The sequence below is a fragment of the Klebsiella sp. D5A genome (assembly GCF_001620885.1).
GTDB lineage: Bacteria > Pseudomonadota > Gammaproteobacteria > Enterobacterales > Enterobacteriaceae > Klebsiella > Klebsiella variicola.
The window spans coordinates 41,175-65,835 of the sequence record NZ_LOAR01000010.1 but is presented as its reverse complement, the minus strand read 5'-3'; the positions used below and the strand labels follow the sequence as shown (position 1 = coordinate 65,835).

The following is a 24,661-nucleotide window of genomic DNA, read 5'->3' as shown; positions in this document are numbered from 1 at the left end:
CCGCAGCCGGGTGAATGACGTCCGCTATCAGCACAAGGGCTGTACAGCATCGCGCATACCGCGAGACAGGATAGCATCGAGGTCGGCAGTCACCTGCTCCACCAGACCCGGGATCTGGCTCAAATCCTGCTCCCAGTGAGCTTCCACACTGAGCACGGCAGTCACCAGCTCACGGGTGCTCATCTGGCGATCGCGATGTCGGGCCCACAGCGTCTGGTATCGCGCCAACCATTCGTCGTCATCCTGTACCGGATAGCGTTCCCCCTCCCGCTCTCCCCGGTAGAAGGCGATCAGCGCTGCCAGGGCAAAAGTCAGCCGCGGCGGCAGTTGCCCACTCTTTTGCTGCCCTGCCAGCAGTTGCGGCAGAATGCGAGTGCGGTATTTGGTCATGCCGTTGAGCGCAATCGAAAGCAGCTGATGTTTAATATACGGGTTACGGAAGCGCCCGGTCACGGCGCTGGCAAATGACTCAAGCTCATCGCGCGGCAGATCCAGCACCGGAATAATCTCGTCATAAATCGCTTTTTCGACAAACGCGCAAATCTCCGCATCGTTCATCGCCTCACCCACGGTGTCGATCCCGGCCAGGAAGGCCACCGGCACCAGCGCGGTGTGCGCCCCGTTGAGGATCGCCACTTTGCGCTCTTTATACGGCTTGATATCGTCCACAATGCGCACATTCAGCGGTAGTTTATCGAGACGCAGCTCGGCCGCCAGCGAGGCAGGCCCCTGGATCACAAACAGGTAGAAATGCTCGGCGGTATCAAGGAAGGCATCTTTATAGCCAGTCTGTGCCTCAAGGGCCGCCACTTCATCACGCGGATAGCCGGTTACGATGCGATCCACCAGCGTTGAACAGAAGGTGTTCGCTGAGGTCAGCCAGCGGATAAAGGCCTGCGGCAGCTGCCACTCAGCAGCATAGCGCAGCACCAGCGCCTGCAGCGCCTCGCCGTTATAATCGATCAGTTCGCAGGGAATAATCACCCATCCCTTGTCGGCCGCACCGGCGAAATGCTGGTAGCGTTCAAACAGCAGACGCGTCAGTTTCGCCGGATAGCTGACCGGCGGCGCGTCGTCAAAACGATCCCCGGCATGGTAGCTGATGCCCGCCTCAGTGGTATTGGAGAAGACAAACCGCATCTCCGGGTTATGCGCCAGACGTAAAAAAGCGTCGAAGTCAGCGTAAGCGCTGATCTCCCGGTTGACCGAGCGGATCAGGCGCGCGTCGCTCACCGCCTCACCCTGCTCGTTCAGACCGCGAATAATGGTGGTGTAAAGGCCGTCCTGGGTGCTCAGTGAAGGCGGGAAATCCGTCGCAATAGGACGGACGACCACGATGCCCGCATTCAGGTCGGTATGCTCGTTGAGGAGATCTATCTGCCAGTCAACGAATGCGCGCAGGAAATTGCCTTCACCAAACTGGATGATACGGTCAGGGTACTGCGCGCCGGGGAAATCACGACGGTTTAATGTTTTCACAATGGGTTCCCTCTAATAGTAGTCATACAACCTGAGTAATTGGTCCAATAAGTTATCAGGTTTTTCTACCAGTGAAACCCCGTTTTGATCAAAGCATTCTGCAATAGCGACCGTCAGGGCAAAAACTTATAGAACAGTGAGGTGGCGGTCATCTCTCCGTCAGGCATCAGCGCATAGCGCGGGATTTCCCCCACTTTTTCCCAGCCACAGCGGACATAGAACTGCTCCGCCCCGCTACCGGCTGCCGTGTCCAGCACCAACACCGTCTTCCCTTCCTGTCGGGCAACATGCTCTAGCTCGCTCATCAGCGCGTTGGCAATCCCCTGGCGGCGGGCATTTTGGTGAACCAAAAGTTTGGCGACATCCGCACGATGGGGCTGGTTTTCCGGTTGGCGGGTAATAAGTTGCACGGTACCGACGGGCCGTTCATCCGCGTCGAGGGCCGCCAGCACGATGCGCTCGCCGGCCGCCACGCTGTCGGCGGTCTGTTGCCAGAAAGTGGTGGCCGTGTGCGCGCTAAAGGGCAGCATAAAACTTACCGAGGCGCCGCCGTTGACGCAGCTTGCCAGGATATCGCTTAATGCCGGGAGGTGGTGCAAAATATCGTCACGCGACAGCGTGCGCAGTGAAAAGGATGTGGTCATGGAAGCTCCCTGTAATTGACCACATCACTATGTTTTTAACCAAAAATTAACACAAGCGGATTCCGTATAGGATTTTCTTATGGCGCACTTTCGGTTAGCGCTGGCATACAGATGCGATTGCGACCGGTCTGTTTGGCTTTGACCATCTCCTCGTCTGCCGCCATCAGCAATTGGTTAAACAGCTCCGTGATGCGAGCGTGCCCCACCTCGCGCGTCTCCAGCCCCATGCTGATGGTCAGATGAATTGGATTCTGCCCCAGGCCGAAGGGTTGCGACTCCACCCCGTGGCGGATTTTTTCCGCCAGTAAATAGCCCTGCTGGGTACTGTCGACGACCGCCGCCACCGCAAACTCTTCACCGCCAATGCGGGCAACCATCCCCTGCTCGTCCACCAGCTGCCGAACCTGTTGGGCAAACTGAGTCAATACGCAATCGCCGCCTTCATGGCCCAGAGCATCATTCACCCGTTTGAAGCCATCGATATCCAGCACCATCACCGTCAGCAGCTTATCGGCGGGCAACGCCTGACGCTTCAGCGCCTCGCTCAGTCCGGAACGGGAATACACCCGGGTCTGAAAATCAAAATCGGCGCGCAGGGCCAGCTGTTTCACCAGCGTGTTAATCGCTTCGACACTGGAAGCGACAATGACCGGGCTAATAAGCATAGCGGCAATGCCGAGGCGGGTGGAGAACAGCTGCCACGGCTGCATTCGCGCATCCGGCGAAAAGTGAATTAACGAGTTGGCGACCAGCAATATCTCGCTGATGCCGGTGAGAAAGGTTAACAGGCAGGTCAGCGGCAGCGGATAACGAACGGCGCACCAGATCAGGGCCGGCAACGGGAAGGTAATGCTGCCGGCGCCGCCCACCGCCACGCCGAGGGCTATCGACAGCACCAGCGCCAGCGCGGGCAGCAGTTGGCGAAAACGAAAACCGCTTAATGCCGAAGGCAACGTCAGGGTCAGAATAAACGGCAGGATCAGCACCGCTGTCGAGAACTGTTCGCTAAACCAGTCTGCCAGTTGGGGAATAAAGGTGGCGCGTTCAACATCCACCGACCCCAGGGCGCCGACGGCGGCGCACAATAAGGCGGCAAACAGGCAAAAACAGAATAAATTAAGCGCATTAATCGGGCCGGGCATGGAGTCGGCGCGTCGCTTATCCCACAGCACCAGCTGCGCCAGCACCACAATAAAGACAATATTGGAGAAATTAATCAGCAATGAGGCAAAGCCCATCCCCCAGCGCGAAGTGAGTCCGTCATAAACCAGCATTGCCGCAAAACAGACGGCATAAAAATAGCTGCGATTAAGCCAGACATAGCGCGCAAAGATCCCGGCCATCACGGCATTGAGCGGCCAGAAGAATGAGAGCTCCTGCACCAGGCGCAGCATGGCCCCCAGAAAATGCAGTAGTAGCGTTAACGTGAATAATACCAGTGCGTCGCGCACGGGCTGCTCTTCACGAAACAGCGTAAATGACCGAATCGACAGTGAAGACATTCAGTAATTATCCGTCTAATTGTTTCAGGCAATTATTATGTTAATAATTAGTTAGCGGATTATCATAACATGAGAATATTTATCAGGCATACTCCGGCGCCGATCAAATGCAGATTACCGCACAGACGGGCCGTTCATCTGCAGCACCAGCCAGTGATGGATCACCTGCACCACATAGCGCTGCTCCTGCTCGCTCAGCGCGCGGCCGTGGGGAATGGCGTGCCATTTTTCCAGACAGCCGCGGCAGCAGGTGGCGGTCGCATGCTGGGCGATAAATACCGGATGGCCGCGCATCGGCGTCTGCTTACCGTCGTTCATCGGTTCGGCGGGCGCCAGCCGCTGGCGGATAAAATCCGCAGCGTGCTGGTCGATGATCTCCGGCCCCTTATCAAGACAGTATTGCCGCTCTTTGACCCCGAGTCGAAAGCGTGAACGAAACGTCGAGCGCGCCAGACGGGCAAACAACCGATCCTGCTCAACCATCAGAACACCGACCTCCCCATCCGCTGAGTCAGTTTTTCCAGCAGCGCCACGCCGGCCAGCGAGTTCCCGGCGTCATCAAGCTCCGGGCTCCACACGGCGATCGCCATCTCCTGCGGCACAATCGCCACAATTCCGCCGCCGACGCCCGATTTCGCCGGCAGGCCAACGCGCCAGGCGAATTCGCCGGCGTTCTGGTACATGCCGCTGGTCATCATCAGGGCATTCACCTGACGGGACTGAATGGGCGCGATAACCGGTGCCTCCAGGTGCGGGGCGATACCGCGATCGGCGAGGAACAGGAAGGTTCGCGCCAGCTCAACGCAGCTCATCTCCAGCGAACAGTAGTGGAAATAGTTCTGCAGCACGGTGGCGACGTCGTTATGGAAGTTACCGAAGGATTTCATCAGCCAGGCGATGGCGGCGTTGCGCGCCGAATGCTCGAACTCAGAGCGGGCCACCACCGGATCGTAGGCGATATCGGCCACGCCGCTCAGGCGGCGGACAATCTCCAGCATCCGCTGACGCGGGGCGCTGAGCCGGCTCTGCAGCATGTCGCAGACCACCAGCGCCCCGGCGTTGATAAACGGGTTTCGCGGTTTGCCCTGCTCGATCTCGAGCTGCAGAAGGGAGTTAAAGGGCTGGCCGGAGGGATCTTTCCCCACCCGCTGCCAGATCTCCTCTTCCTGATAGTGGTTCATGGCCACCACCAGGCTCAATACCTTGGAGATAGACTGGATGGAAAAACGTTCATGCGCATCGCCGGCGGCGAAGTGCTGCCCGTCTACCGTACTGATCGCAATGCCAAGCTTATCGCCGCTGACGCTGGCCAGCGCCGGAATGTAATCCGCCACTTTACCGCGGCCAATCAGCGGCCTGATTTCTGCCAGAATGGCTTCCAGCATTGCGTTATTGATCACCGCCGCCACATGCAGCTCCTTGCCCACCATCGAAATTTGGTGGGCGAGTATAGCAGAGGTGGGCGACGGTCGTCAGGGGGCTAACGTTGATTAGCGACGGTCTTTCCAGACAGTCTGCGCATTACAGAACTCGTGCAGACCAAAATGCGACAGCTCGCGACCAAAACCACTCTTCTTCACGCCGCCGAAGGCCACGCGGGCGTCGCTGGCGCAGTAGCCGTTGAGGAAGACGCCGCCGCACTCCAGCTCGCGGGCGAAGCGCTGGGCCTGCGCCTCGTCGGTGGTGTAGACAGTTGCCGACAGGCCAAACTCGCTGTCGTTGGCGAGGGCCAGTGCATGGTCAGCGTCGCGAGCGGTGGTGAGGGTCGCTACCGGACCAAACAGCTCCTGACGAAAACCGGTCATCCCGGCGGTGACATTGCCCAGCACGGTTGGCGCATAGTAGTTGCCCGCCCCTTCGATTTTTTCCGCGCCCAGCAGCAGAGTTGCCCCTTCATCAAGGGTCGCGGTCACCTGCTGGTGCAGTTCATCGCGCAGGTCGAAACGCGCCATCGGTCCGACGTAGTTTTGCTCATCGCGCGGGTCGCCCATCTTCAGCGCCGCCACGGCGTCGACGAATTTGCGGGTGAACGCGTCGGCAATGCCGGCTTCGAGGATGAAGCGTTTCGACGCGGCGCACACCTGGCCGCTGTTCTGATAGCGGCCGGTGACGGCGGCCTTCACCGCCTCATCCAGGTCGGCATCGTTGAGCACGATAAAGGGATCGGAGCCACCCAGCTCAAGCACGCATTTCTTCAGCGCCGCCCCCGCTTGGGCGCCAATCGCCTTGCCGGCGCGGACGCTGCCGGTGACGGTCACCGCCGCGATGCGGTCGTCATTGATGATCTGCGAAACGCCGTCATTGGTGGCGTTCACCCAACCGAACACGCCATCCGGCAGGCCGGCGGCGGCAAAAATCTCGTCCAGCAGGCGGGCGCTGCCCATCACGTTCGGGGCATGCTTCAGCAGGTAGCTGTTGCCGGCCAGCAGGATCGGCGCCGCGCCGCGCAGCACCTGCCAGACCGGGAAGTTCCACGGCATGACCGCCAGAATGGCGCCCAGCGGACGATACTCAATCACCGCCTGGTTATTTTCCACCTGGGTGGCTTCCGTCGCCAGCATCGCCGGGCCGTGCTCGGCGTACCAGTCGCAGAGGTTGGCGGATTTCGCCACCTCGCCGCGCGCCTGAGCGATCGGCTTGCCCATCTCGAGGGTGATCATCTGGGCCACCTCTTCCCCGCGGGCGCGCAGCGCGGCCCCGATGCGGCGCAGCGCATCAGCGCGCTCGGCGAGCGGCGTCTGACGCCACTGGCGATAGCCTGCCGCGGCGAGAGCGATAGCCGCATCGACCTCGCGTTCGCTGGCCCAGGGCAGCGAGGAGACCACCTCACCGGTAGTCGGGTTGACGGAAACCGCGTGCGTTGCAGATAAATTCATCGTTATTCTCTCTCTCGTTGCTTGCGAAGTAACCGTATTCTGGCTTACCTTTCCATTCATTGAAAATGAATAATATTAAGCAACGCATTCACAAAAGAAGAATAGTATGGACCTGACTCAGCTAGAGATGTTTAACGCTGTCGCCACCACCGGCAGCATTACCCAGGCGGCCCAGAAAGTGCATCGCGTGCCGTCCAACCTCACCACCCGCATCCGCCAGCTGGAGGCAGACCTCGGCGTTGAGCTGTTTATCCGCGAGAACCAGCGCCTGCGCCTCTCGCCTGCGGGACACAGCTTTTTGCGCTACAGCCAGCAGATCCTCGCCCTGGTGGACGAGGCGCGGATGGTGGTGGCGGGCGACGAACCCCAGGGGCTGTTTTCTCTTGGTTCGCTGGAGAGCACCGCGGCGGTACGGATCCCCACCACCCTGGCCCACTTTAATCAGCGCTACCCGAAAATTCACCTGGCGCTCTCCACCGGCCCTTCCGGGACGATGATCGACGGCGTGCTGGAGGGCGCCCTGAGCGCCGCGTTCGTTGACGGCCCGCTGGTGCATCCGGGTCTGGAGGGGCTGCCGGTGTTCCCGGAAGAGATGATGATCGTCGCCCCATACGGCCACGCGCCCATCGACCGCGCCAGCGAAGTGAACGGGGCCAACGTTTACGCCTTTCGCGCCAACTGCTCCTACCGCCGGCATTTTGAGAGCTGGTTCCATGCCGACAGAGCAACCCCGGGCAGGATCCACGAGATGGAGTCTTACCATGGGATGCTGGCCTGCGTGATCGCCGGCGCGGGCCTGGCGTTGATCCCGCGCAGTATGCTGGAGAGTATGCCCGGTCATCAGCAGGTTTCCGCCTGGCCGCTAGCCGAAGAGTGGCGCTGGTTAACCACCTGGCTGGTGTGGCGCCGGGGCGCCAAAACCCGCCAGCTGGAGGCGTTTATAGCGCTGCTGAACGAAGATCGGCAAACAGCGGTTTCTCCATAAACACGCTGAGCGGATCGGGCTGATACGGCGCAAACGCGCAGCGGGTCTGGTAGCCGTTGCGCGTGTAGAGGGTGATGGCCGCATGCTGATGGATACCGGTTTCAAGCCGCAGCGTATGACAGTCACGCTGACGCGCTTTCGCTTCCAGCGCCGCCAGCAGCTTTTCTCCCAGCTGCTGTCCGCGGTGCTGCGGATCGATATAGACCCGCTTCATCTCGCCGAAACCTTCCTCACTGAGGACGATAGCCCCGCAGCCAACGGCCTCGCCCTGCGCGCTGCGGATGACCAGGGCGATCACCGTCTGCGGCGGCAGCTGGCTGAGGTCCAGCAAATGGTTGCTCTCTGCCGGATAGAGTGTCTCCTGCCAGGCGTCGAGAGCGGCAATCAGGGCGGTAAATTCTGCGTCGGTGGGGGCGATGTCGGTAACGGTATACATAGGTGAACTCCTTTTTTTACGCCACTGTAGCGCGCCCTCGGCCCGTTTCCGCCATAGCATTAACTTATATTGCTGCCCACCTCTTGCGCTAACTCGCTGAAACACAGTAATTTTATCCCCTGCCGTTCGTACTTGAGATCTGAATATGCACACCAAAGCCCGTAAAGTGATGATTATTGGCGCCGGCAATGTCGGCGCGTCGGCGGCCTACGCCCTGCTCAACCAGAGCATTTGCGAGGAGCTGATCCTCGTCGACCTTAACCAACAGCGCGCCGAGGCCCATGCTCAGGATCTCAGCGATGCCGCGGCCTATCTGCCGGGGATGATGACCATCTCCACCCGGGAAGCCAGCGACTGCGCTGATGTCGATATCGCGGTGATCACCGTTTCCGGCGGTGCGCTGCGCCCCGGTCAGAGTCGGCTGGATGAACTGACCACGACGGCGAAGATTGTGAAAAGTATTGTGCCGACGATGATGGCCAACGGGTTTAACGGCATCTTTCTGGTGGCCACCAACCCCTGCGACATCATCACCTGGCAGGTATGGCAGCTCTCTGGCCTGCCGCGCAGTCAGGTGCTGGGCACCGGGGTCTGGCTGGATACCACCCGCCTGCGTCGCCTGCTGGCGCAGGAGCTGGATATTGGCGCCCAGAGCATCGACGCCTTTATCCTCGGCGAGCATGGCGATACCCAGTTTCCGGTATGGTCACACTCCTCGGTGTATGGCTCGCCGATCGCCGACCTCTACCAGCAGCGCACTGGCCACCCGCTCGACCGCGAGGCAATGGCCGAAAAAGTACGAAAACTGGGGTTTGAGATCTACGCGGGTAAAGGCTGCACCGAATATGGCGTGGCAGGCACCATCGCCGAGATCTGCCGCAATATCTTCACCGGCAGCCACCGCGCGCTGGCGGTCTCCTGCATTCTTGACGGTGAATACGGGGTCAGCGGCGCGGCGGCTGGGGTGCCGGCGGTGCTGGCCCAGGGTGGCGTGGAGCAGATTATTGAACTGCAGCTGGCCGCCGAGGAGCAGGCGAAGTTCAGCCAGTCGATGGCGGTGATCAAGGCCAATATTGCCCGTCTGCCCTGACGGCAGCCTGCAAGTCAGTCGGCAATGATCAGCTGTGGGGAAAGGGTCACCAGCGCCTCGCGGGTCGCCTCCGGCAGATGGGCGTCGGTGACGATATCGGTCAACGACTCCAGCGGGGCAATATTGAACAGTGACCAGGCGCCGTATTTGGAGCTGTCCGCCAGCAGGATGCGCCGCCGGGCATTAGCCATCAGATCACGTTTCAGGGCAGCCTTCTCCTCCGTCGGGGCGGTGATCCCCTTCTCGAGGTCCCAGCCGTTGCAACTGACGAAGGCAAGGTCCGGCCAGATGGTCTGCAGCAGGCGGCGGCCGTGATCGCCGATGCACGACTGGCTGCTGTCATCGATGCGCCCACCGATAATCGTCACTTCTATCTGCTTAAATTCCGACAAAAACAGCGCGATATGTAAATCGCTGGTGATCACCCGCAGCGGCAGATGGGTGATCTGCCGCGCCAGCTCAATCATGGTGGTGCCGGCGTCAAGCACAATCGCGTCGCCGGCCTTCACCAGCGCGGCCGCCGCGCTGGCGATAGCCTGCTTTTCCAGCGGACTGCGCTGGGCTTTCTCCAGCGTCGTCGGCTGGGAAGGAATAAACCGGTTCAGCGTCACCCCGCCATGTGTACGGCTGATCACCCCTTCCTGATCGAGTTTGATCAGGTCGCGACGAATGGTGGCCGGCGAGGCGTTGGTCGCCGCCACCAGCTGGTCGACTGTCACCAGATTATGGCTTTTCAGGAAGTCCATAATCTGCTCTAACCGGTTATATCCCTTCATGTTATTCCTGCGCGATGTGCATGGCGAGCTCAATGGAGGTTGCCATGCTCTCAGACTTCGCTTTACCTGTCCAGGCAATATCAAACGCGGTGCCATGATCCGCTGAGGTACGGATAAACGGCAGCCCGGCGGTGATATTCACCCCATCATAGAACCCGAGCAGCTTCAGCGGGATATGCCCCTGATCGTGGTACATCGCCACCACCATGTCGTACATACCTTCGTGACACTGCATAAACACCGTGTCCGGTGGACAGGGGCCGGTGACCTCTATCCCCTGCGCCTGCATGGCGGCGACCGCCGGGGCGACGATGCGGATCTCTTCATCGCCAAACAGGCCGTTCTCCCCGGCGTGCGGGTTAACGCCGGCAACCGCAATGCGCGGACGCTGATAGCCGACCCGGCGCAAAAACCGATCCGCTACGCCAATCACCGTCTCGATTCGCGGCTGGTTGAGGGTATCGAGGAACTGGCGCAGGGCGATATGAGTAGTGATATGGATAACCTTGAGCTTCTCGGTATAGAGCACCATGGCGTAATCGGTGGTCTGCGTCAGGTGGGCCAGCAGTTCGGTATGGCCGGGGAAAGCGTGCCCGGCGAGATGCAGCGCCTCTTTATTTAGCGGCGCGGTAGCGATGGCCGCGACCGCGCCGTCCAGCGCCAGCGCGGTCGCCCGCCTGATGCAGCGAAACGCGAGGTCCCCTGCCTGGGCCTGAACTTCGCCAGGGCGCAGCCCCTGCGGGTCGCTGAGCGGTTCATCAATAACGTTGATGGTCGCTGGGGAAAAACTCGCCTCGGCGGGATGGTCAATGATGCGCAGCTCCGCCCGCGGCGTAATATTCAGCGCCAGGATCCGCCGCAGCGTCTGCGCGCAGCCCACCACCACCACCGGCGCGCCGCTCAGCGCCCCTTCGGCGAGGGATTTGATAATAATCTCCGGACCAATCCCTGCCGGGTCGCCCATTGTCACTGCAATCATGTTAGACACTCAGTTTCTCCTCAATAAAATTCACAACATTTAACAGCGTAGTGTCGGTGCCGAATCCCCCTGCTTTGGTCATCACCGGCCGCGACCAGCGACCGCCGAGAAAGTGCCCGTAAGGCACACACTGCGCCACCCGCCCACGGATCTGAAATCCGGTGGCGCCGAGCGCGTGCGCGACGGCGATGGCTACATCGCCGCCAGAGAGGTACAGGGCGCCCGGTGGGCACAGCGCCACCGCCTGCGCCGTGACGTCGGCAAGCCAGGCGCAGATGTGCTCCCCGTAGGCCGCGCGGGTGAGGCCATGTTCGCGGCACTGGGCTTCAATCCCGTGCCGGGCGGCGTTATTCGGGCGGGTGGTCACCACACAGTGATGACCCTCACGCAGCACCTCGGCGATCCGCGAGGCTTCCTCCTTCGGCGATCTGCTAAAGGCCTGTTCGACATCTATTTCGATCTTTCTCACTCGGGAATGAGCCTGCAGCGCAGCGACCTGGCGCTGCGCCATCTCGCTCATCGAACCAACCAGCGCCAGTAGCGGCCCCTGCTCGCTGCGGCGCAGGCGGCGCGCCAGCGCCTCGCAAAGTCCCGCCGAGCCGACCAGCAGGGTCTCCCGCGCATGGGGCGCAACGGCGTCGATCACCTGGTCCAGATGGCTGTCTTCCCAGGCGTCGACAATCAACACTCGCTTCTCCTCGCCCGCCGTCGCTAATGCCGCCGGAAGCCGGGCAGCGTTCAACGTCAGACAGGGAAGACGGCTCTGCATGGCGATAATTTCGCTAATCTCCGCCCGGCTCACGGGCGTTTTCGGATCGCTGGCAAATTCGGTCTGATCGAGGGCCACCCCATGCACATAGCAGCGCCCGTCCCGGGTATGCCGCCCGGCCGCCGGATACGCCGGGGCCACCACCGCCAGCCGGCAGCCGTGCGCCGCCATCATTGCCTCCAGTTCGCCGCCAAGGTTGCCGCGCAGCGTGGAGTCGATCTTCTTTACCTGCCAGTGCGGGACGAATCTTGCCGCGCCGCGCAGCAGACCGGTGACCTTGTCCGCCGCGGCGGCGGCGCTCATTGCCCGGCTGTCGCTGTTGAGAATTAACGCCCGGGCGGTTGATGGTTGCCCGGCGCTGAAGGCCACTTCCACCGACATGCCCGCCTCAGCGAGGCTGACACCGGCGTCATTGGCTCCCGTAAAGTCATCTGCCAGCACCAGCACCTGGTTATTACCATCGTTCATTGTTCTGCCTTGTGGTCGATGAAAATCTGAAACTGATTATATTCAATCATATTTGATTAAATGCGAGCAAGCTCAAGTTATTAAACTGCCGTATAAATTATAACTTTTCCCCACCAGACGAGTGACACGATTCATGAATGATTGAATTCAATCAATTACTACCAAGGAGAAACGCGTGGCGACGATACACAGCACAATCATCAGCGGGGCGGGCGCCTCAACGGCCCTGCTCCCGCTGTTGTCAGGTAAAACCCGCATCCTGCTGGTGACCGACCAGAACGTTGGCGCGCTGGAAGCGACCCAGGCGATCCATCGCCTGCTGGCGGCCGAAGGGCGTAAGGTTGAGGTCATTGACACAGTACCGGCAGAGCCCAGCCATCACGATGTGGCGCAGATTGTCAGCCAACTGGGCGCCAGTCAGCCCCAGATGATCGTGGGCATCGGCGGGGGGAGCGTACTGGATGTGGCGAAACTGCTCTCGGTGCTCCTGCATACTGAGGCGCCCTCTCTGACGGCCATGCTGGCAGGCGAGTTGCCGCAACGACGGATTAGCTCATTGTTGATCCCGGCCACCGCCGGCACCGGCTCCGAAGCGACGCCGAACGCCATTCTGGCGATCCCCGAGCAGCAGACCAAAGTGGGGATCATCTCCCCGGTGCTGCTGCCGGACTATGTCGCCCTGCTGCCGGAGCTGACCACCAGCATGCCGGCCAGCATCGCGGCGTCGACCGGCATCGATGCCCTGTGTCATCTGCTGGAGTGCTTTACCTCCACCGTCGCCAATCCGGTGAGCGACAACGCGGCGTTAATCGGTTTACACAAGCTGGTGCGGCATATCGAACGCTCGGTGGATCAGCCGCAGGATCTGACGGCGAAGCTGGAGATGCTCTGGGCCTCGTGGTACGGCGGCGCGGCGATCAACCATGCCGGCACCCATCTGGTGCATGCGCTCTCCTATCCGCTTGGCGGTACCTGGCACCTGCCGCACGGGGTGGCTAACGCCATTCTGCTGGCGCCCTGCATGCGGGTGGTCCGCCCCCACGCGGTGGCAAAATTCGCTCAGGTCTGGGATCTGATCCCCGACGCAGATCGCACGCTCAGTGAGGAAGAGAAATCCCATGCGCTGGTCGCGTGGCTGGCGGCGCTGGTGAAACGACTGCCCCTGCCGGACAACCTTGCCGCGCTCGGCGTGCCCAGGGAGAGCATCCCTGCTCTCAGCGCAGCGGCGCAAAACGTCAAGCGCCTGATGAACAACGCCCCCTGCAGCGTCAGCCGCGAAGAGATTGCGGCTATCTATCAAACGCTGTTTCCAGAACATGCCTAACAGGAGAAAGAAAATGAGGAGAGCCATTAGCGGCGTACTCACCGCCATCGTCACCCCTTTTACCGCCGAGGGAGCCCTTAACCTGCCAGCGCTACGCCAGCAGGTGCAGCGCCAGCTCGCCGCAGGCAACGGGATTTTCTGCGGCGGCACCAATGGCGAGTTTTTTGTCCTCAATGAGGAGGAGAAGATCGCCGTCGCCAGAACCTGCGTGGAAGAAGCCGCCGGACGCGCGCCGGTGGTAGCGCATATCGGGGAGATTTCCACCCGTGAGACTCGCCGGCTGGGCCAGCAGATCGCCCGCCTCGGGGTTGACGCGGTATCGGCCATTACCCCGTGGTTCGTACCCTTGAAGCAGGAAGAGCTGATTAACCACTATACGGCGATCGCCGACGCGCTGAGCGTCCCGCTTTTTCTTTATAACATTCCCGCCCGCACCGGGAACACCATTGCTCCGGAGACGGCACGCCAGCTGGCCCGACACGAGAATATCGTCGGCATTAAGGACAGCGCCGGCAGCTACGATAGCCTGAAAGGCTTTCTTGACGCGGTACGCGACATTGACGGTTTCGACGTTCTGAACGGGCCGGACTCCCTTATCCATCAGGGGTATGTCGACGGCTGTTCGGCCTGCATCTCAGGGCTTGCCAACGTCGCCCCCGCTGAAATCAACGCGATCTGGTCGCTGTTTCACGCCGGAGATATCGCCGGATCGCGCCAGGCGCAGGAGCGCGTGACGGGGCTGCGCACCGATCTGTATAAGGTGGCGTTCTCACCCGCGGCAGTGAAAAAAGCCCTGCAACTGATGGGTCATGAGGTGGGCGACAGCCGCTACGCGGTGCAGTTCAGTGACCAACAGCTGCAGCAGATTAAAAATATCATTAATACCTACCTTCACTAATTTACGTATCCGCCCCGGCCATCACTGGCTGGGGCAAGGTCTTGTATTTGCGACGCTCATTGTCGCCAGTAAACAGGAAACGGTTATGAAAGTAATTTGCACCTCGCCCTCATTCGCCAAATACGACGACGCGCCCATTTCGGCACTGAAAGAGGCCGATCTGGAACTGGTCATGTTGCCTGCCGATGCCTCTATAGAGATGCTGGCTCAGCATCTGCCTGATACCATAGCGATGATTGTCGCCTTTACCGACATCAATGAATCTCTGCTGGAAAAAGCTCCCAGGCTTAAAATTGTCTGCAAACACGGCGTTGGTGTGGATAACATCGATCTTAACGCGACACGTCAGCGCAATATTTTTGTCACTAACGTTCCGGATGCCAATAAGCATGCGGTGGCCGATTTTGCTTTTGGTTTAATTCTCAATACTGCCCGCCAGATTTCTCAGGCAATCAGTGAAACGAAAGCAGGCAACTGGCCTCGTATTTTTGCCACTGATGTTTATGGCAAAACCCTGGGGATCGTCGGTTTAGGCCATATCGGCAAGGAAGTGGCGCGACGTGCGCGCGGATTCAATATGCGAGTGCTGGCCACCGACGCCTGGCCGGACAGAGAATTTGCTCAGGAGCATCAGGTTGAATATGTTTCACTGGATACCCTGACGGCGCAAAGTGATTTTATTAGTCTGCATACGCCGTTAACCCCGGAAACTGAAAATATGTTTAATGCCGCCCGGCTACAGCAGATGAAATCAGGGGCAATCCTCATTAATGTTTCCAGAGGCGGTATCGTTGATGAACAAGCGTTGTATGAAGCACTGAAATCAGGACACCTCTCCGGAGCCGCAGCTGACGTTTTTCTCGAGGAGCCGTGCGCTAAGCACCCTTTGTTTACCCTGGCAAATTTTGCGCCAACATCTCACATTGCTGGATATACGGATGGTGCAATAAGCAATATCAGCGCGCGCTGCGTCAACAATATTATTACCTGCGTCTGTCGCGGTGAACGACCTGAAAACATTATGAATTCGCTGTAAATAACGAGGTGGGAAGCACGTCATTCCCACCAATATATCGAACATCTACTCAGAGCCGAATATATGAACACGACAGCTAACACTACTCGTATTCGCTGGTGGATAGCCGGATTAATGTGGTTGGCTATTGCCATTAACTATATCGACCGGACAGTATTATCTGCCGCCGCCCCTCATTTAATTGATGAACTGAAGCTCGACCCCGAAATGATGGGGTTTATCATGGCTGCTTTTTTTTGGTCATATTCGTTATTACAGATCCCCGCGGGGTGGTTCGCCGATCGTTTTGGACAGAAAAAAGGTCTTGGTCTAGCCGTTGCCTGGTGGTCAATCGCCACCTCGATGATGGGGGTTGCCACGGGATTTAAATCACTTCTCGCCTTGCGTCTGGCTTTAGGTGTTGGCGAGGCCGCCGCCTACCCCAGCAACGCAGGGATCGCCGCACGCTGGTTTCCGGACAAAGAGCGCGCGACGGTATCCGGCCTGTTCGACAGCGCGTCTAAATTTGGCGGTGCCGTTGCCATGCCGCTTATCGTCTGGATGATCTACACCTTTGACTGGCGACTGACCTTTCTGATCATCGGCAGTGTGGGCATTTTATGGGTTATCGCCTGGTATTTTATCTATGCTGAAAACCCAGAAGAACATAAACGCATCAGTCCTTCGGAAGTGCGGATTATTCGCGATGGCCAAAAACAACATCACGGCGACAAAACCGTATTGCCAATGAAATGGTATAAGCTCTTGCGTTATCGTAACATTTGGGCAATGTGCATCGGCTTTTTCACCATCAATTATACGTCCTATTTTTTCATTACCTGGCTTCCCACTTACCTGGTAAAAGAGAAAGGTATGGATTTTATTAAAATGGGGATGGTAGCCGCTCTGCCTTTATTATGTGGAATGGTGATTGAAGTTTTTGCTGGCTGGGCCTCAGATCGCCTGGTACATAAGAAAATACTGTCTCTAACAGCGACCCGTAAACTGTTTTTGACCATCGGCTTACTCATGGCACTTTGCATCGGTTTTGCATCATTTACCGACTCGGTTTTCATGACCGTCTTTCTCTTGTGTGTTGCCAAATCAGGCACTACGGTAGCCGCATCACAGGTTTGGGCCTTACCGGGTGATGTCGCCCCTAAAAACAGCGTCTCAATTGTCGCTGGGCTGCAAAATACAGTTTCGAATATGGGAGGAGCGGTAGGACCTATCATTACCGGGGCGATCGTTGCTGCGACAGGATCATTCAACTGGGCACTGATTTTCTCGGCCATTCTGGTGGTTATCGGGATAATCAACTACCTGTTCCTGATGGGTAAAATCGAACCTATCAATGACAAAGGAGAAAAAGCCTCCGTCCTGAGTACCGCAGAACAACATTAAAAACCATCCGCCCGGTAGAGGATGCCACCGGGCGTAAACACAATGTTACCCTCGCAGGTAAACCGTTCCGCGCAGATAGGTGGTGGCCTGGCCGCCAATCAGCACCCTGTCGCCCTGCCACTGGCAGCGCAGGTCGCCGCCGCGGGCGGAGACCTGGCGCGCCATCATGGTGGTTTTCCCCAGCTTTTCGCCCCACCAGGGGATCAGCATGCTGTGGGCGGAGCCGGTCACCGGATCCTCTGGCACCCCTTCTCCCGGGCAGAAGAAGCGGCTGACAAAGTCATACTCCTCATCCGGCGCGCTGACGCAGATCATTTTGCCGAGCTTCTGCAGACGTGCCATATCGGTCTGCACCGCTTCAACCTGCTGGCGATCCGCCAGCACGACCAGATAATCACGTCCTTCCCGCACCTCGACGGCAGACTCAAGCCCCAGTCCGGCCAGCAGATCCGCCGGCGGGTTGTCCACCGGGGTGGTCGTCCACGCCGGGAAGTCGAGCGTCAGCCAGTCGCCGCTGCGGGTCACCCGCAGTTCACCGACAAAACGGGTGCTGAAGGTAATCGTCGCCGAGGGATGGTCAAGATACTCGAAAATAACATGCGCCGTCGCCAGGGTGGCGTGGCCGCAGAGGTTGATCTCGCCCAGCGTGGTAAACCAGCGCAGCTCATAGCCTTCGTCGGTGTGGACGAAAAACGCCGTTTCGGACTGGTTATGCTGTTGGGCCATTTTCAGCAATACATCGTCCGCTAACCACTCGCTGAGCGGGCAAACGGCCGCGGCATTACCGCCAAAGTTTTTATCGCTGAAGGCATCGACCAGATAAAATTGAATTTCCTGCATACACTGTCCTTACTTTTTTTACTTTCCTTCAACATGACATAAAAGCGCTCCCCTGACACTATCCATAGCAAAATTAATTGCTTAACCGCGGCCAGCCACTTGCAGCGAAATGAGATGCAGATCACAAAATGATTGTCTTTTCGCCAGTAATCGTTTTAAGATCACCGTCACATCTTCCCTTGAATCACCCGTCCAGAGCTTATGACTACGAATACGGTCTCACGCAAGGTAGCGTGGCTACGTGTCGTGACGTTGGCCATCGCCGCGTTTATTTTTAACACCACAGAATTCGCCCCTGTCGGTCTGCTGTCCGATATTGCCGGCAGCTTCGGCATGGAAACCGCCCAGGTGGGCATGATGCTCACCATTTATGCGTGGGTGGTGGCGCTGATGTCGCTGCCGTTTATGCTGCTGACCAGCAAAATGGAGCGCCGGCGGCTGCTCATCGGCCTGTTTATTCTGTTTATTGCCAGCCACGTTCTGTCGTTTTTTGCGTGGAGTTTTGACGTCCTGGTGATTAGCCGCATTGGCATCGCTTTTGCGCATGCGGTTTTCTGGTCGATTACCTCAGCGCTGGCCATCCGTATGGCGCCGCCTGGCAAACGGGCGCAGGCGCTGAGCCTGATCGCCACCGGTACAGCCCTGGCGATGGTGTTCGGTATTCCGATTGGCCGCATCATCGGCCAGTATTTTGGCTGGCGAATGACCTTCCTGGCGATTGGCCTCGGCGCGTTAGCCACCCTTGCCTGTCTGGTAAAACTGCTGCCGACGCTACCGAGCGAACATTCTGGCTCGCTGAAAAGCCTGCCGGTGCTGTTCCGCCGCCCGGCGCTGGTCAGCGTTTATATTCTGACCGTGGTGGTGGTGACCGCCCACTATACCGCCTACAGCTATATCGAGCCCTTTGTCCAGACGGTGGCGGGCCTGAGCGGCAACTTTGCTACCGTGCTGCTGTTGATCCTCGGCGGGGCCGGTATTATCGGCAGCATTCTGTTCGGTAAGCTCGGCAACCAGCACGCTTCCGGGCTGATCAGCATCGCTATCGGCCTGCTGCTGGCCTGCCTGCTGTTGCTCCTGCCTGCCTCGGACAATGCACATCATCTGATGCTGCTCAGTATCTTCTGGGGCGTGGCGATCATGATTATCGGCCTCGGTATGCAGGTAAAAGTGCTGGCTTCCGCGCCGGATGCCACCGACGTCGCCATGTCCCTGTTCTCGGGCATCTTTAATATTGGTATTGGCGCTGGCGCGCTGGTGGGCAGCCAGGTGAGTCTGCATCTGTCGATGGCTTCCATCGGCTACATCGGTGCCATCCCGGCGCTGGCCGCGCTGGTATGGTCTCTGATGATCTTCCGCCGCTGGCCGGTATCGCTGGAAGACCATCAACCGCACCACTCCTGAGTTACCGCGATAAAAAAGCCTGCCGGCATGGCTACCGGCAGGCTGTTGTCTCTCATCCCATCCGGGGCGATCAGGGGTGCCAGGTCGAAATGATCTCCAGCACGCCATTAATAATAAACTGCACGCCCATACAGACCAGCAGGAAGCCCATCAGCCGCGAAATGGCCTCGATGCCGCCTTTGCCTACCAGACGCATAATCGCGCCGGAACTGCGCAGACAAGCCCACAGAATCACCCCTAACAGCAAAAAGATGATCGGCGGCGCCGCCAGTACCACCCACTCCGGGAAGTCCACGCCGTGCTTAACGGTCGAGGCGGAGCTAATAATCATCGCGATGGTTCCCGGACCGGCGGTGCTTGGCATCGCCAGCGGCACAAAGGCGATATTGGCGGTCGGTTCATCCTGCAGTTCTTCCGATTTGATCTTCGCTTCCATCGAATCGTGGGCTTTTTGCTGGGGGAACAGCATGCGGAAACCGATAAAGGCCACAATCAATCCCCCGGCGATACGCAGCCCAGGTATTGATATGCCGAATGTATTCATCACCACCTGACCGGCATACCACGACACCATCAGAATGGCGAACACATACACCGATGCCATCAACGCCTGCTTGTTCCGCTCGGCGTTGTTCATATTGCCCGCCAGGCCGAGGAACAGCGCCACGGTTGTGAGTGGGTTTGCCAGCGGTAAAAGCACCGCCAGGCCAAGCCCTATTGCTTTAAACAAATCGAACATAGTTAATTAAAGTCCCGTTAATATTCATTTTTTAAGTATTGTTTCGTTCCGTGAGTATACCGGCTTCGACACTTTCGCCGCCAGCCTGCTGATAAACCACTTCCGCTAAAAATTAACAAGCGTTAGCAAAACCACAAACAGTGACCCACGTCAGATTTTTTTATTTTAGCAAATCGTGGCATCGGCCAATTCATAATGTTGACTTATGATTGCCTGGGCAATAGTATCACCTGCAACTAATTACTTGCCTGGGCAACCATCATGAAAAGTACCAGCGACCTGTTTAATGAAATGATCCCGTTGGGCCGCTTGATCCAGATGGTTAACCAGAAAAAAGATCGCCTGCTCAACGACTACCTCTCACCCATGGATATTACCGCGACCCAGTTTCGCGTGCTCTGTTCCATTCGTTGCGAGGTATGTATTACCCCCGTTGAGCTGAAAACCGTGCTTTCCGTCGACCCGGGCGCGATGACGCGTATGCTCGACCGCCTGGCGTGCAAAGGCTGGATTGAACGGTTACCCAACCCCGCTGACAAGCGCGGCGTGCTGGTGCAGTTGACACCGGACGGCGCAGCCCTTTGCGAGCAGTGTCATCAGGTTGTGGGTCAGAAGTTACACCAGGAGTTAACAAAAAATCTGTCGGCGGACGAAGTCGTCGCGCTTGAGCAACTACTCAAGAAGGTCCTGCCGTAAAATAAGAAGAGGTAAGATGATGTCCAGACGTAATAATGACGCCATCACTATCCATAGTATTTTGTCGTGGATCGAGGATAACCTGGAATCGCCCCTGTCGCTGGAAAAAGTGTCTGAGCGTTCAGGTTACTCCAAGTGGCACCTGCAACGTATGTTTAAGAAAGAGACCGGCCATTCCCTCGGCCAGTACATCCGCAGCCGCAAGCTGACGGAGATTGCGCAAAAGCTCAAGCAGAGCAATGAGCCCATTTTGTACCTGGCGGAACGCTACGGTTTCGAGTCGCAGCAGACCCTGACGCGAACGTTCAAGAACTATTTCGATGTTCCGCCCCACAAGTATCGCATAACGAATGTACCTGGCGAATCCCGCTATCTGCATCCGCTAAATAACTGATGTTAATCGCCTGTATTATCAAAGACGTATTGAGGAAATCATGAAACTATTCGCTGCCGCAGCTATCGTACTCCTGTCGCTGGTCTCCAGCCTCAGCTATGCGGAGCAAAACACCACGCCGGTGCGTCAAAACCAGCGTGATACAATGATTATCCCTTCGGAACATAACGATTCGCCATTTGATTTCAATCATATGGCGGCTGGCAGTGATAAATCCGACGAACTGGGCGTGCCGTACTACCAGCAGCACGACCTGTGATGCCATTACACGCATAATTGTGTAGCCCCTTCTTCGGGGCTTTTTTTATCCGCGCGCCATACCCGGCCGCACCAGACGTAAGCCGAAGACGTTAATATAGAGCCCGGCCATAATCAGTACCGCCCCGGTGAGCTGCAGTCCGCTCAGCGTCTCCCCCAGCAACAGCGCAGCGCTGGCCATCCCCACCACCGGCACCAGCAGCGACAGCGGCGCCACCCGCCAGGTCTCATAGCGCCCCAGCAGCGATCCCCAGATACCATAGCCGACGATAGTGGCGATAAACGCCAGATAGAGCAGCGACAGTATCGTCAGCAGATCGATGTGTTGCAGGCTCGCCAGCATGGTCTGCGGGCCATCAATCAGCCATGAGGCCAGCATAAACGGCAGCACCGGGATCAACGCGCTCCACACCACCAGCGACATAATGGGCGGCCGGGCGGCATGCGACATGATTTTCTTGTTGAAGATATTACCGCAGGCCCAGCTGAGCGCCGCCGCCAGGGTCAGCATAAAGCCCACCAGCGGCACATGCTCCCCGCCAAGGCTGCCCTCCACCAGCACCAGCACGCCAAAGATCGCCAGGGCGATCCCCGCCAGCTGCTTGCCCTGCAGACGTTCGCCAAAGACGAAGGCGCCGAGAATGATGGTGAAGAAGGCTTGCGCCTGCAGCACCAGCGATGCCAGCCCGGCAGGCATACCCAGGCCGATAGCGCAGAACAGAAAGGCAAACTGACCAAAGCTAATGGTCAGGCCATAACCCAGCAGCAGGCGCAGCGGGATGGCAGGCCGGGACACAAACAGCAGCGCCGGGAAGGCGACCAACATAAAGCGCAGCCCCGCCAGCATCAGCGGCGGCATATTGTGTAATCCCAGCTTAATCACCACAAAGTTAAGCCCCCACACCACCACTACCAGCAGCGCCAGCAGTCCATCTTTCCTCGTCATACCCTGCCTCTGTCGTTATTAGAATTTTTGTGAACAAAATCAAAGTAACCAAAAAGCGGCCGTCGGGATAGATCATTATTTTTGGCAGGCCAGGAAGTGCGCCCGGCGACCGGGCTGACCTGTACAAGGCGTAATGAGCGTGTTATTTGTGATCGAAGACATAAAATTATAACAACATGACAGGCAAGGAAATCATGATCACCACTCTCAGGCGCTCCACCATCGCGCTGCTGGCATCGTCGTTACTGTTAACTATTGGCCGCGGGGCCACACTGCCGTTTATGACTATCTACCTCACCCGACGTTATCAGCTGGATGTCGATGTGATTGGCTACGCGCTGTCGCTGGCGCTGGTGGTCGGCGTGCTGTTCAGCATGGGCTTTGGCATCCTCGCGGATAAGTTCGACAAAAAGCGCTATATGGTGTGGTCAGTGCTGGTGTTTATTCTGGGATTTAGCGCGATACCGCTGGTCAATAACGCTATCCTGGTGGTGATCTTCTTTGCGTTGATCAACTGCGCCTACTCGGTGTTTTCCACCGTGCTAAAAGCCTGGTTCGCCGACCGACTGACGCCGGAGAAAAAAGCGCGTATCTTCTCGCTGAACTATACCATCCTCAATATCGGCTGGACCGTCGGGCCGCCCATCGGCACGCTGCTGGTGATGCACAGCATCAATTTGCCGTTCTGGCTGGCGGCCGCCTGCGCCGCCTTTCCATTGGTGTTTATTCAGCTGTTTCTCCAGCGGGAGGTGGCCGTGGCCCAGCCGGGCGCTGTCGCCTGGTCTCCCTCGGTGTTGCTGCATGACCGGGCGCTGCTGTGGTTTACCTGTTCCGGGCTGCTGGCCTCCTTCGTCAGCGGCGCTTTCGCCTCCTGTCTCTCGCAGTATGTGCTGGTGGTCGCCAGCAGTGACTTCGCCGAGAAAGTGGTGGCCGTGGTGCTGCCGGTTAACGCCGCGGTGGTGGTTGCTCTGCAGTACGCGGTTGGCCGGCGGCTGAGCGCCAGAAATATTCGCCCGCTGATGACCTTCGGCACCGTCTGCTTTGTTATCGGCCTCGTGGGCTTTATGTTCTCTGGCGCCAGCCTGTGGGCGTGGGGGATCTCGGCGGCGATCTTCACCCTCGGGGAAGTGATTTATGCCCCCGGGGAGTATATGCTGATTGACCATATTGCCCCGCCGGGGATGAAGGCCAGCTACTTCTCCGCCCAGTCGCTGGGGTGGCTGGGCGCGGCATTCAACCCGATGTTCACCGGGATGATCCTCACCCATCTGCCGCACTGGTCGCTTTTTGTCATTCTTATCGTGGCGATTGTCGCCGCCTGGCTGATGATTTTCCGCGGGATGAATGCCCGTCCCTGGCAGCCGGATTGTCCGCTTGCCAACGCCTGACGCCAGCTGGCATGCGGCTGTCGGGTTGATGTCGGGCCGTTGTCGGGTCGCTGTCGTGGTGGCTGGCGGCCCGGTTCACCATACTCCATCACAGGTTTACATCCGCAGAACGTCATGGAGCATACGAATATGAACAGCAACAATCAGGTCAAACAATTACGGCTACAGCGCGCCTGGTCCCAGGAGCAGCTGGCCGAAATGGCGGGTCTCAGCGTCCGCACGATCCAGCGTATTGAGAATGGCGAACGCCCGGGGCTGGAGACCCTCAGCGCCCTCGCCGCGGTCTTTGAGGTCACGGTGGCCGAGATCGGCGGCGAAGCCTCGCGGGAGGGTGCGCCGGGCCCGGAAGCCTCGCTGGATCTGCGCATAGAGGAAGCCAAAGCGCGGGTGCATCAGGAGAGCCGCTTTTTCCGTTCGCTGTCGGTGGCGCTGGTGGTTTGCGTGCTGCTGGCGGTGCTTAACCGCTTCACTAATCCACAGTACTACTGGTCCGGCTGGGTCGCCCTGATCTGGGGCGCCCTGCTGGTGGTGAGAGGATTACGCCTGTTCGTGTTCGGCGAATGGATCAAAAACTGGCGCCAGGCGCGCCTGCAGCGGCTGTTGCGCAAATAGCCCGCAAACCGGCGGCGCGCACGCCGCCGGCCTGGTCAGATGGTCACCATGGCGCGCACGCCGTCGCTCTCCATATCACTGCCCTTGCCCTGCTGGACGATGGCGCCGCGCGACATCACCAGGTAGTGGTCCGCCAGCCCGGCGGCAAAGTCATAGAACTGTTCCACCAGCAGGATCGCCATATCCCCCCGGCTCGCCAGCTGGCGGATCACCTCGCCAATCTCTTTGATGACGGAGGGCTGGATCCCCTCGGTGGGTTCATCAAGGATCAGCAGCTGCGGACGGCTGGCCAGCGCGCGGCCAATCGCCAGCTGTTGCTGTTGACCGCCGGATAAGTCACCGCCCCGCCGCTGCTTCATGGTCTTGAGCACCGGGAAAAGCTGGTAGATCTCCTCCGGCACCTGCTGCGCTTCGCGGGCGGGAAAGCGCGACAGCCCCATCAGCAGGTTTTCTTCCACCGTCAGGCGCGGAAATATCTCGCGCCCCTGGGGAACGTAGGCGACCCCGGCCTGCACCCGCTGGTGCGGTTTGCGATGGGTGATGTTCTGCTCCTGCCAGCGTACCTCACCGCTGCGCGCCGGGATCAGCCCCATCAGGCATTTCAGCAGCGTGGTCTTACCGACGCCATTGCGCCCCAGCAGGCAGGTGACTTCGCCCTGACGGGCGGAAAAATCCACCCCACGCAAAATATGGCTGCCGCCGTAGTATTGATGTAGCTGACTCACCTGTAACATTGGCGCTC

At 58.7% G+C, this 24,661-nt stretch carries 26 protein-coding genes; 12 read left to right on the top strand and 14 right to left on the bottom strand.

The window, feature by feature from the left end; genetic code table 11:
• Positions 1-27: 27 nt before the first annotated feature.
• The 6 genes from AS136_RS15965 to sad all read right to left on the bottom strand — a co-directional run bounded on the left by AS136_RS15965 (position 28) and on the right by sad (position 6,501).
• A complete protein-coding gene (locus AS136_RS15965) occupies positions 28-1,479 on the bottom strand; it encodes a tagaturonate reductase (RefSeq protein ID WP_023322592.1) in 1,452 nt (483 codons plus the stop codon).
• 113 nt (positions 1,480-1,592) lie between these two features.
• Positions 1,593-2,123: a GNAT family N-acetyltransferase gene (locus tag AS136_RS15960; RefSeq protein WP_023322591.1), complete on the bottom strand. Its 531-nt coding sequence runs from the start codon at positions 2,121-2,123 to the stop codon at positions 1,593-1,595.
• Positions 2,124-2,200: 77 nt separating this feature from the next.
• Positions 2,201-3,625: a GGDEF domain-containing protein gene (locus tag AS136_RS15955; RefSeq protein ID WP_008804947.1), complete on the bottom strand. Its 1,425-nt coding sequence runs from the start codon at positions 3,623-3,625 to the stop codon at positions 2,201-2,203.
• A 114-nt stretch (positions 3,626-3,739) separates the two neighbouring features.
• Positions 3,740-4,108 carry a DUF4186 domain-containing protein gene (locus tag AS136_RS15950; RefSeq protein ID WP_008804948.1) on the bottom strand — a complete coding sequence of 123 codons (369 nt, stop codon included), beginning with the start codon at positions 4,106-4,108 and terminating at the stop codon, positions 3,740-3,742.
• Positions 4,108-5,055, bottom strand: coding sequence for a glutaminase B (glsB, locus tag AS136_RS15945; RefSeq protein WP_022065782.1), 948 nt, complete (start codon positions 5,053-5,055; stop codon positions 4,108-4,110). Before glsB ends, AS136_RS15950 begins: the two co-directional genes overlap by 1 nt.
• A 60-nt stretch (positions 5,056-5,115) precedes the next feature.
• On the bottom strand, positions 5,116-6,501 hold the full coding sequence (gene sad, locus AS136_RS15940; RefSeq protein WP_063266842.1) for a succinate-semialdehyde dehydrogenase: 1,386 nt from the start codon (positions 6,499-6,501) through the stop codon (positions 5,116-5,118).
• A 106-nt stretch (positions 6,502-6,607) separates the two neighbouring features.
• Between sad and ptrR the strand changes: the two genes are divergently transcribed.
• The gene (gene ptrR / locus AS136_RS15935) at positions 6,608-7,486 is read left to right on the top strand and encodes a putrescine utilization regulator PtrR (protein WP_008804951.1); all 879 of its coding nucleotides are present in this window, start codon (positions 6,608-6,610) and stop codon (positions 7,484-7,486) included.
• Here ptrR and AS136_RS15930 read toward each other — a convergent pair.
• Complete coding sequence (locus tag AS136_RS15930) at positions 7,440-7,922, bottom strand: GNAT family N-acetyltransferase (protein ID WP_008804952.1); 483 nt, start codon at positions 7,920-7,922, stop codon at positions 7,440-7,442. The two genes, ptrR and AS136_RS15930, sit on opposite strands and share 47 nt — an antisense overlap.
• Before the next feature lie 145 nt (positions 7,923-8,067).
• Between AS136_RS15930 and AS136_RS15925 the strand changes: the two genes are divergently transcribed.
• Positions 8,068-9,012: an L-lactate dehydrogenase gene (locus AS136_RS15925; RefSeq protein WP_023322587.1), complete on the top strand. Its 945-nt coding sequence runs from the start codon at positions 8,068-8,070 to the stop codon at positions 9,010-9,012.
• Between the two features lie 14 nt (positions 9,013-9,026).
• Here the strand turns inward: AS136_RS15925 and AS136_RS15920 are convergent, their stop codons facing one another.
• Genes AS136_RS15920 through dtnK form a run of 3 tightly spaced genes read right to left on the bottom strand, consistent with a single transcriptional unit; the run spans position 9,027 to position 12,004 of the window.
• Positions 9,027-9,788 carry a DeoR/GlpR family DNA-binding transcription regulator gene (locus AS136_RS15920; RefSeq protein WP_012968265.1) on the bottom strand — a complete coding sequence of 254 codons (762 nt, stop codon included), beginning with the start codon at positions 9,786-9,788 and terminating at the stop codon, positions 9,027-9,029.
• A 1-nt stretch (position 9,789) separates the two neighbouring features.
• A complete protein-coding gene (locus AS136_RS15915) occupies positions 9,790-10,776 on the bottom strand; it encodes a D-threonate 4-phosphate dehydrogenase (RefSeq protein ID WP_012541770.1) in 987 nt (328 codons plus the stop codon).
• Positions 10,769-12,004 carry a D-threonate kinase gene (gene dtnK, locus AS136_RS15910; protein WP_023322586.1) on the bottom strand — a complete coding sequence of 412 codons (1,236 nt, stop codon included), beginning with the start codon at positions 12,002-12,004 and terminating at the stop codon, positions 10,769-10,771. The genes AS136_RS15915 and dtnK overlap by 8 nt, the downstream gene beginning before the upstream one ends.
• A 175-nt stretch (positions 12,005-12,179) precedes the next feature.
• Here dtnK and AS136_RS15905 point away from each other — a divergent pair, with 175 nt between their 5' ends.
• The 4 genes from AS136_RS15905 to AS136_RS15890 all read left to right on the top strand — a co-directional run bounded on the left by AS136_RS15905 (position 12,180) and on the right by AS136_RS15890 (position 16,645).
• Positions 12,180-13,328 (top strand): iron-containing alcohol dehydrogenase, encoded by a 1,149-nt coding sequence (locus AS136_RS15905; protein WP_012541772.1) that lies wholly within the window; start codon positions 12,180-12,182, stop codon positions 13,326-13,328.
• 13 nt (positions 13,329-13,341) lie between these two features.
• Positions 13,342-14,226 carry a dihydrodipicolinate synthase family protein gene (locus AS136_RS15900; RefSeq protein WP_023313144.1) on the top strand — a complete coding sequence of 295 codons (885 nt, stop codon included), beginning with the start codon at positions 13,342-13,344 and terminating at the stop codon, positions 14,224-14,226.
• Between the two features lie 85 nt (positions 14,227-14,311).
• Positions 14,312-15,262 (top strand): phosphoglycerate dehydrogenase, encoded by a 951-nt coding sequence (locus AS136_RS15895; protein ID WP_023322585.1) that lies wholly within the window; start codon positions 14,312-14,314, stop codon positions 15,260-15,262.
• A gap of 63 nt (positions 15,263-15,325) precedes the next feature.
• Positions 15,326-16,645 (top strand): MFS transporter, encoded by a 1,320-nt coding sequence (locus AS136_RS15890; RefSeq protein ID WP_023322584.1) that lies wholly within the window; start codon positions 15,326-15,328, stop codon positions 16,643-16,645.
• 45 nt (positions 16,646-16,690) lie between these two features.
• Here the strand turns inward: AS136_RS15890 and AS136_RS15885 are convergent, their stop codons facing one another.
• The gene (locus AS136_RS15885; protein WP_023322583.1) at positions 16,691-17,485 is read right to left on the bottom strand and encodes a PhzF family phenazine biosynthesis protein; all 795 of its coding nucleotides are present in this window, start codon (positions 17,483-17,485) and stop codon (positions 16,691-16,693) included.
• Between the two features lie 201 nt (positions 17,486-17,686).
• On the opposite strand from AS136_RS15885, the gene AS136_RS15880 reads away from it, so the two are divergent.
• Complete coding sequence (locus AS136_RS15880; protein ID WP_008804962.1) at positions 17,687-18,886, top strand: sugar transporter; 1,200 nt, start codon at positions 17,687-17,689, stop codon at positions 18,884-18,886.
• Between the two features lie 70 nt (positions 18,887-18,956).
• Here the strand turns inward: AS136_RS15880 and AS136_RS15875 are convergent, their stop codons facing one another.
• Positions 18,957-19,625 (bottom strand): MarC family NAAT transporter, encoded by a 669-nt coding sequence (locus tag AS136_RS15875; protein WP_002904403.1) that lies wholly within the window; start codon positions 19,623-19,625, stop codon positions 18,957-18,959.
• 261 nt (positions 19,626-19,886) lie between these two features.
• On the opposite strand from AS136_RS15875, the gene marR reads away from it, so the two are divergent.
• Genes marR through marB form a run of 3 tightly spaced genes read left to right on the top strand, consistent with a single transcriptional unit; the run spans position 19,887 to position 20,974 of the window.
• Complete coding sequence (gene marR, locus AS136_RS15870) at positions 19,887-20,321, top strand: multiple antibiotic resistance transcriptional regulator MarR (protein ID WP_008804963.1); 435 nt, start codon at positions 19,887-19,889, stop codon at positions 20,319-20,321.
• Positions 20,322-20,340: 19 nt separating this feature from the next.
• A complete protein-coding gene (marA, locus tag AS136_RS15865) occupies positions 20,341-20,715 on the top strand; it encodes an MDR efflux pump AcrAB transcriptional activator MarA (RefSeq protein WP_002904397.1) in 375 nt (124 codons plus the stop codon).
• A gap of 40 nt (positions 20,716-20,755) precedes the next feature.
• Positions 20,756-20,974, top strand: a complete 219-nt coding sequence (gene marB, locus AS136_RS15860) for a multiple antibiotic resistance protein MarB (RefSeq protein WP_008804964.1) — start codon at positions 20,756-20,758, stop codon at positions 20,972-20,974.
• 45 nt (positions 20,975-21,019) lie between these two features.
• On the opposite strand, the gene eamA is transcribed toward marB, so the two are convergent.
• Positions 21,020-21,919, bottom strand: a complete 900-nt coding sequence (gene eamA / locus AS136_RS15855) for an O-acetylserine/cysteine exporter (protein ID WP_008804965.1) — start codon at positions 21,917-21,919, stop codon at positions 21,020-21,022.
• Between the two features lie 194 nt (positions 21,920-22,113).
• Here eamA and ydeE point away from each other — a divergent pair, with 194 nt between their 5' ends.
• Positions 22,114-23,307, top strand: coding sequence for an efflux MFS transporter YdeE (ydeE, locus tag AS136_RS15850; protein WP_012541778.1), 1,194 nt, complete (start codon positions 22,114-22,116; stop codon positions 23,305-23,307).
• 129 nt (positions 23,308-23,436) lie between these two features.
• Positions 23,437-23,919 (top strand): helix-turn-helix domain-containing protein, encoded by a 483-nt coding sequence (locus AS136_RS15845; RefSeq protein ID WP_012541779.1) that lies wholly within the window; start codon positions 23,437-23,439, stop codon positions 23,917-23,919.
• A 35-nt stretch (positions 23,920-23,954) separates the two neighbouring features.
• Here the strand turns inward: AS136_RS15845 and urtE are convergent, their stop codons facing one another.
• On the bottom strand, positions 23,955-24,653 hold the full coding sequence (gene urtE, locus AS136_RS15840) for an urea ABC transporter ATP-binding subunit UrtE (RefSeq protein ID WP_023322580.1): 699 nt from the start codon (positions 24,651-24,653) through the stop codon (positions 23,955-23,957).
• Between the last annotated feature and the right edge of the window lie 8 nt (positions 24,654-24,661).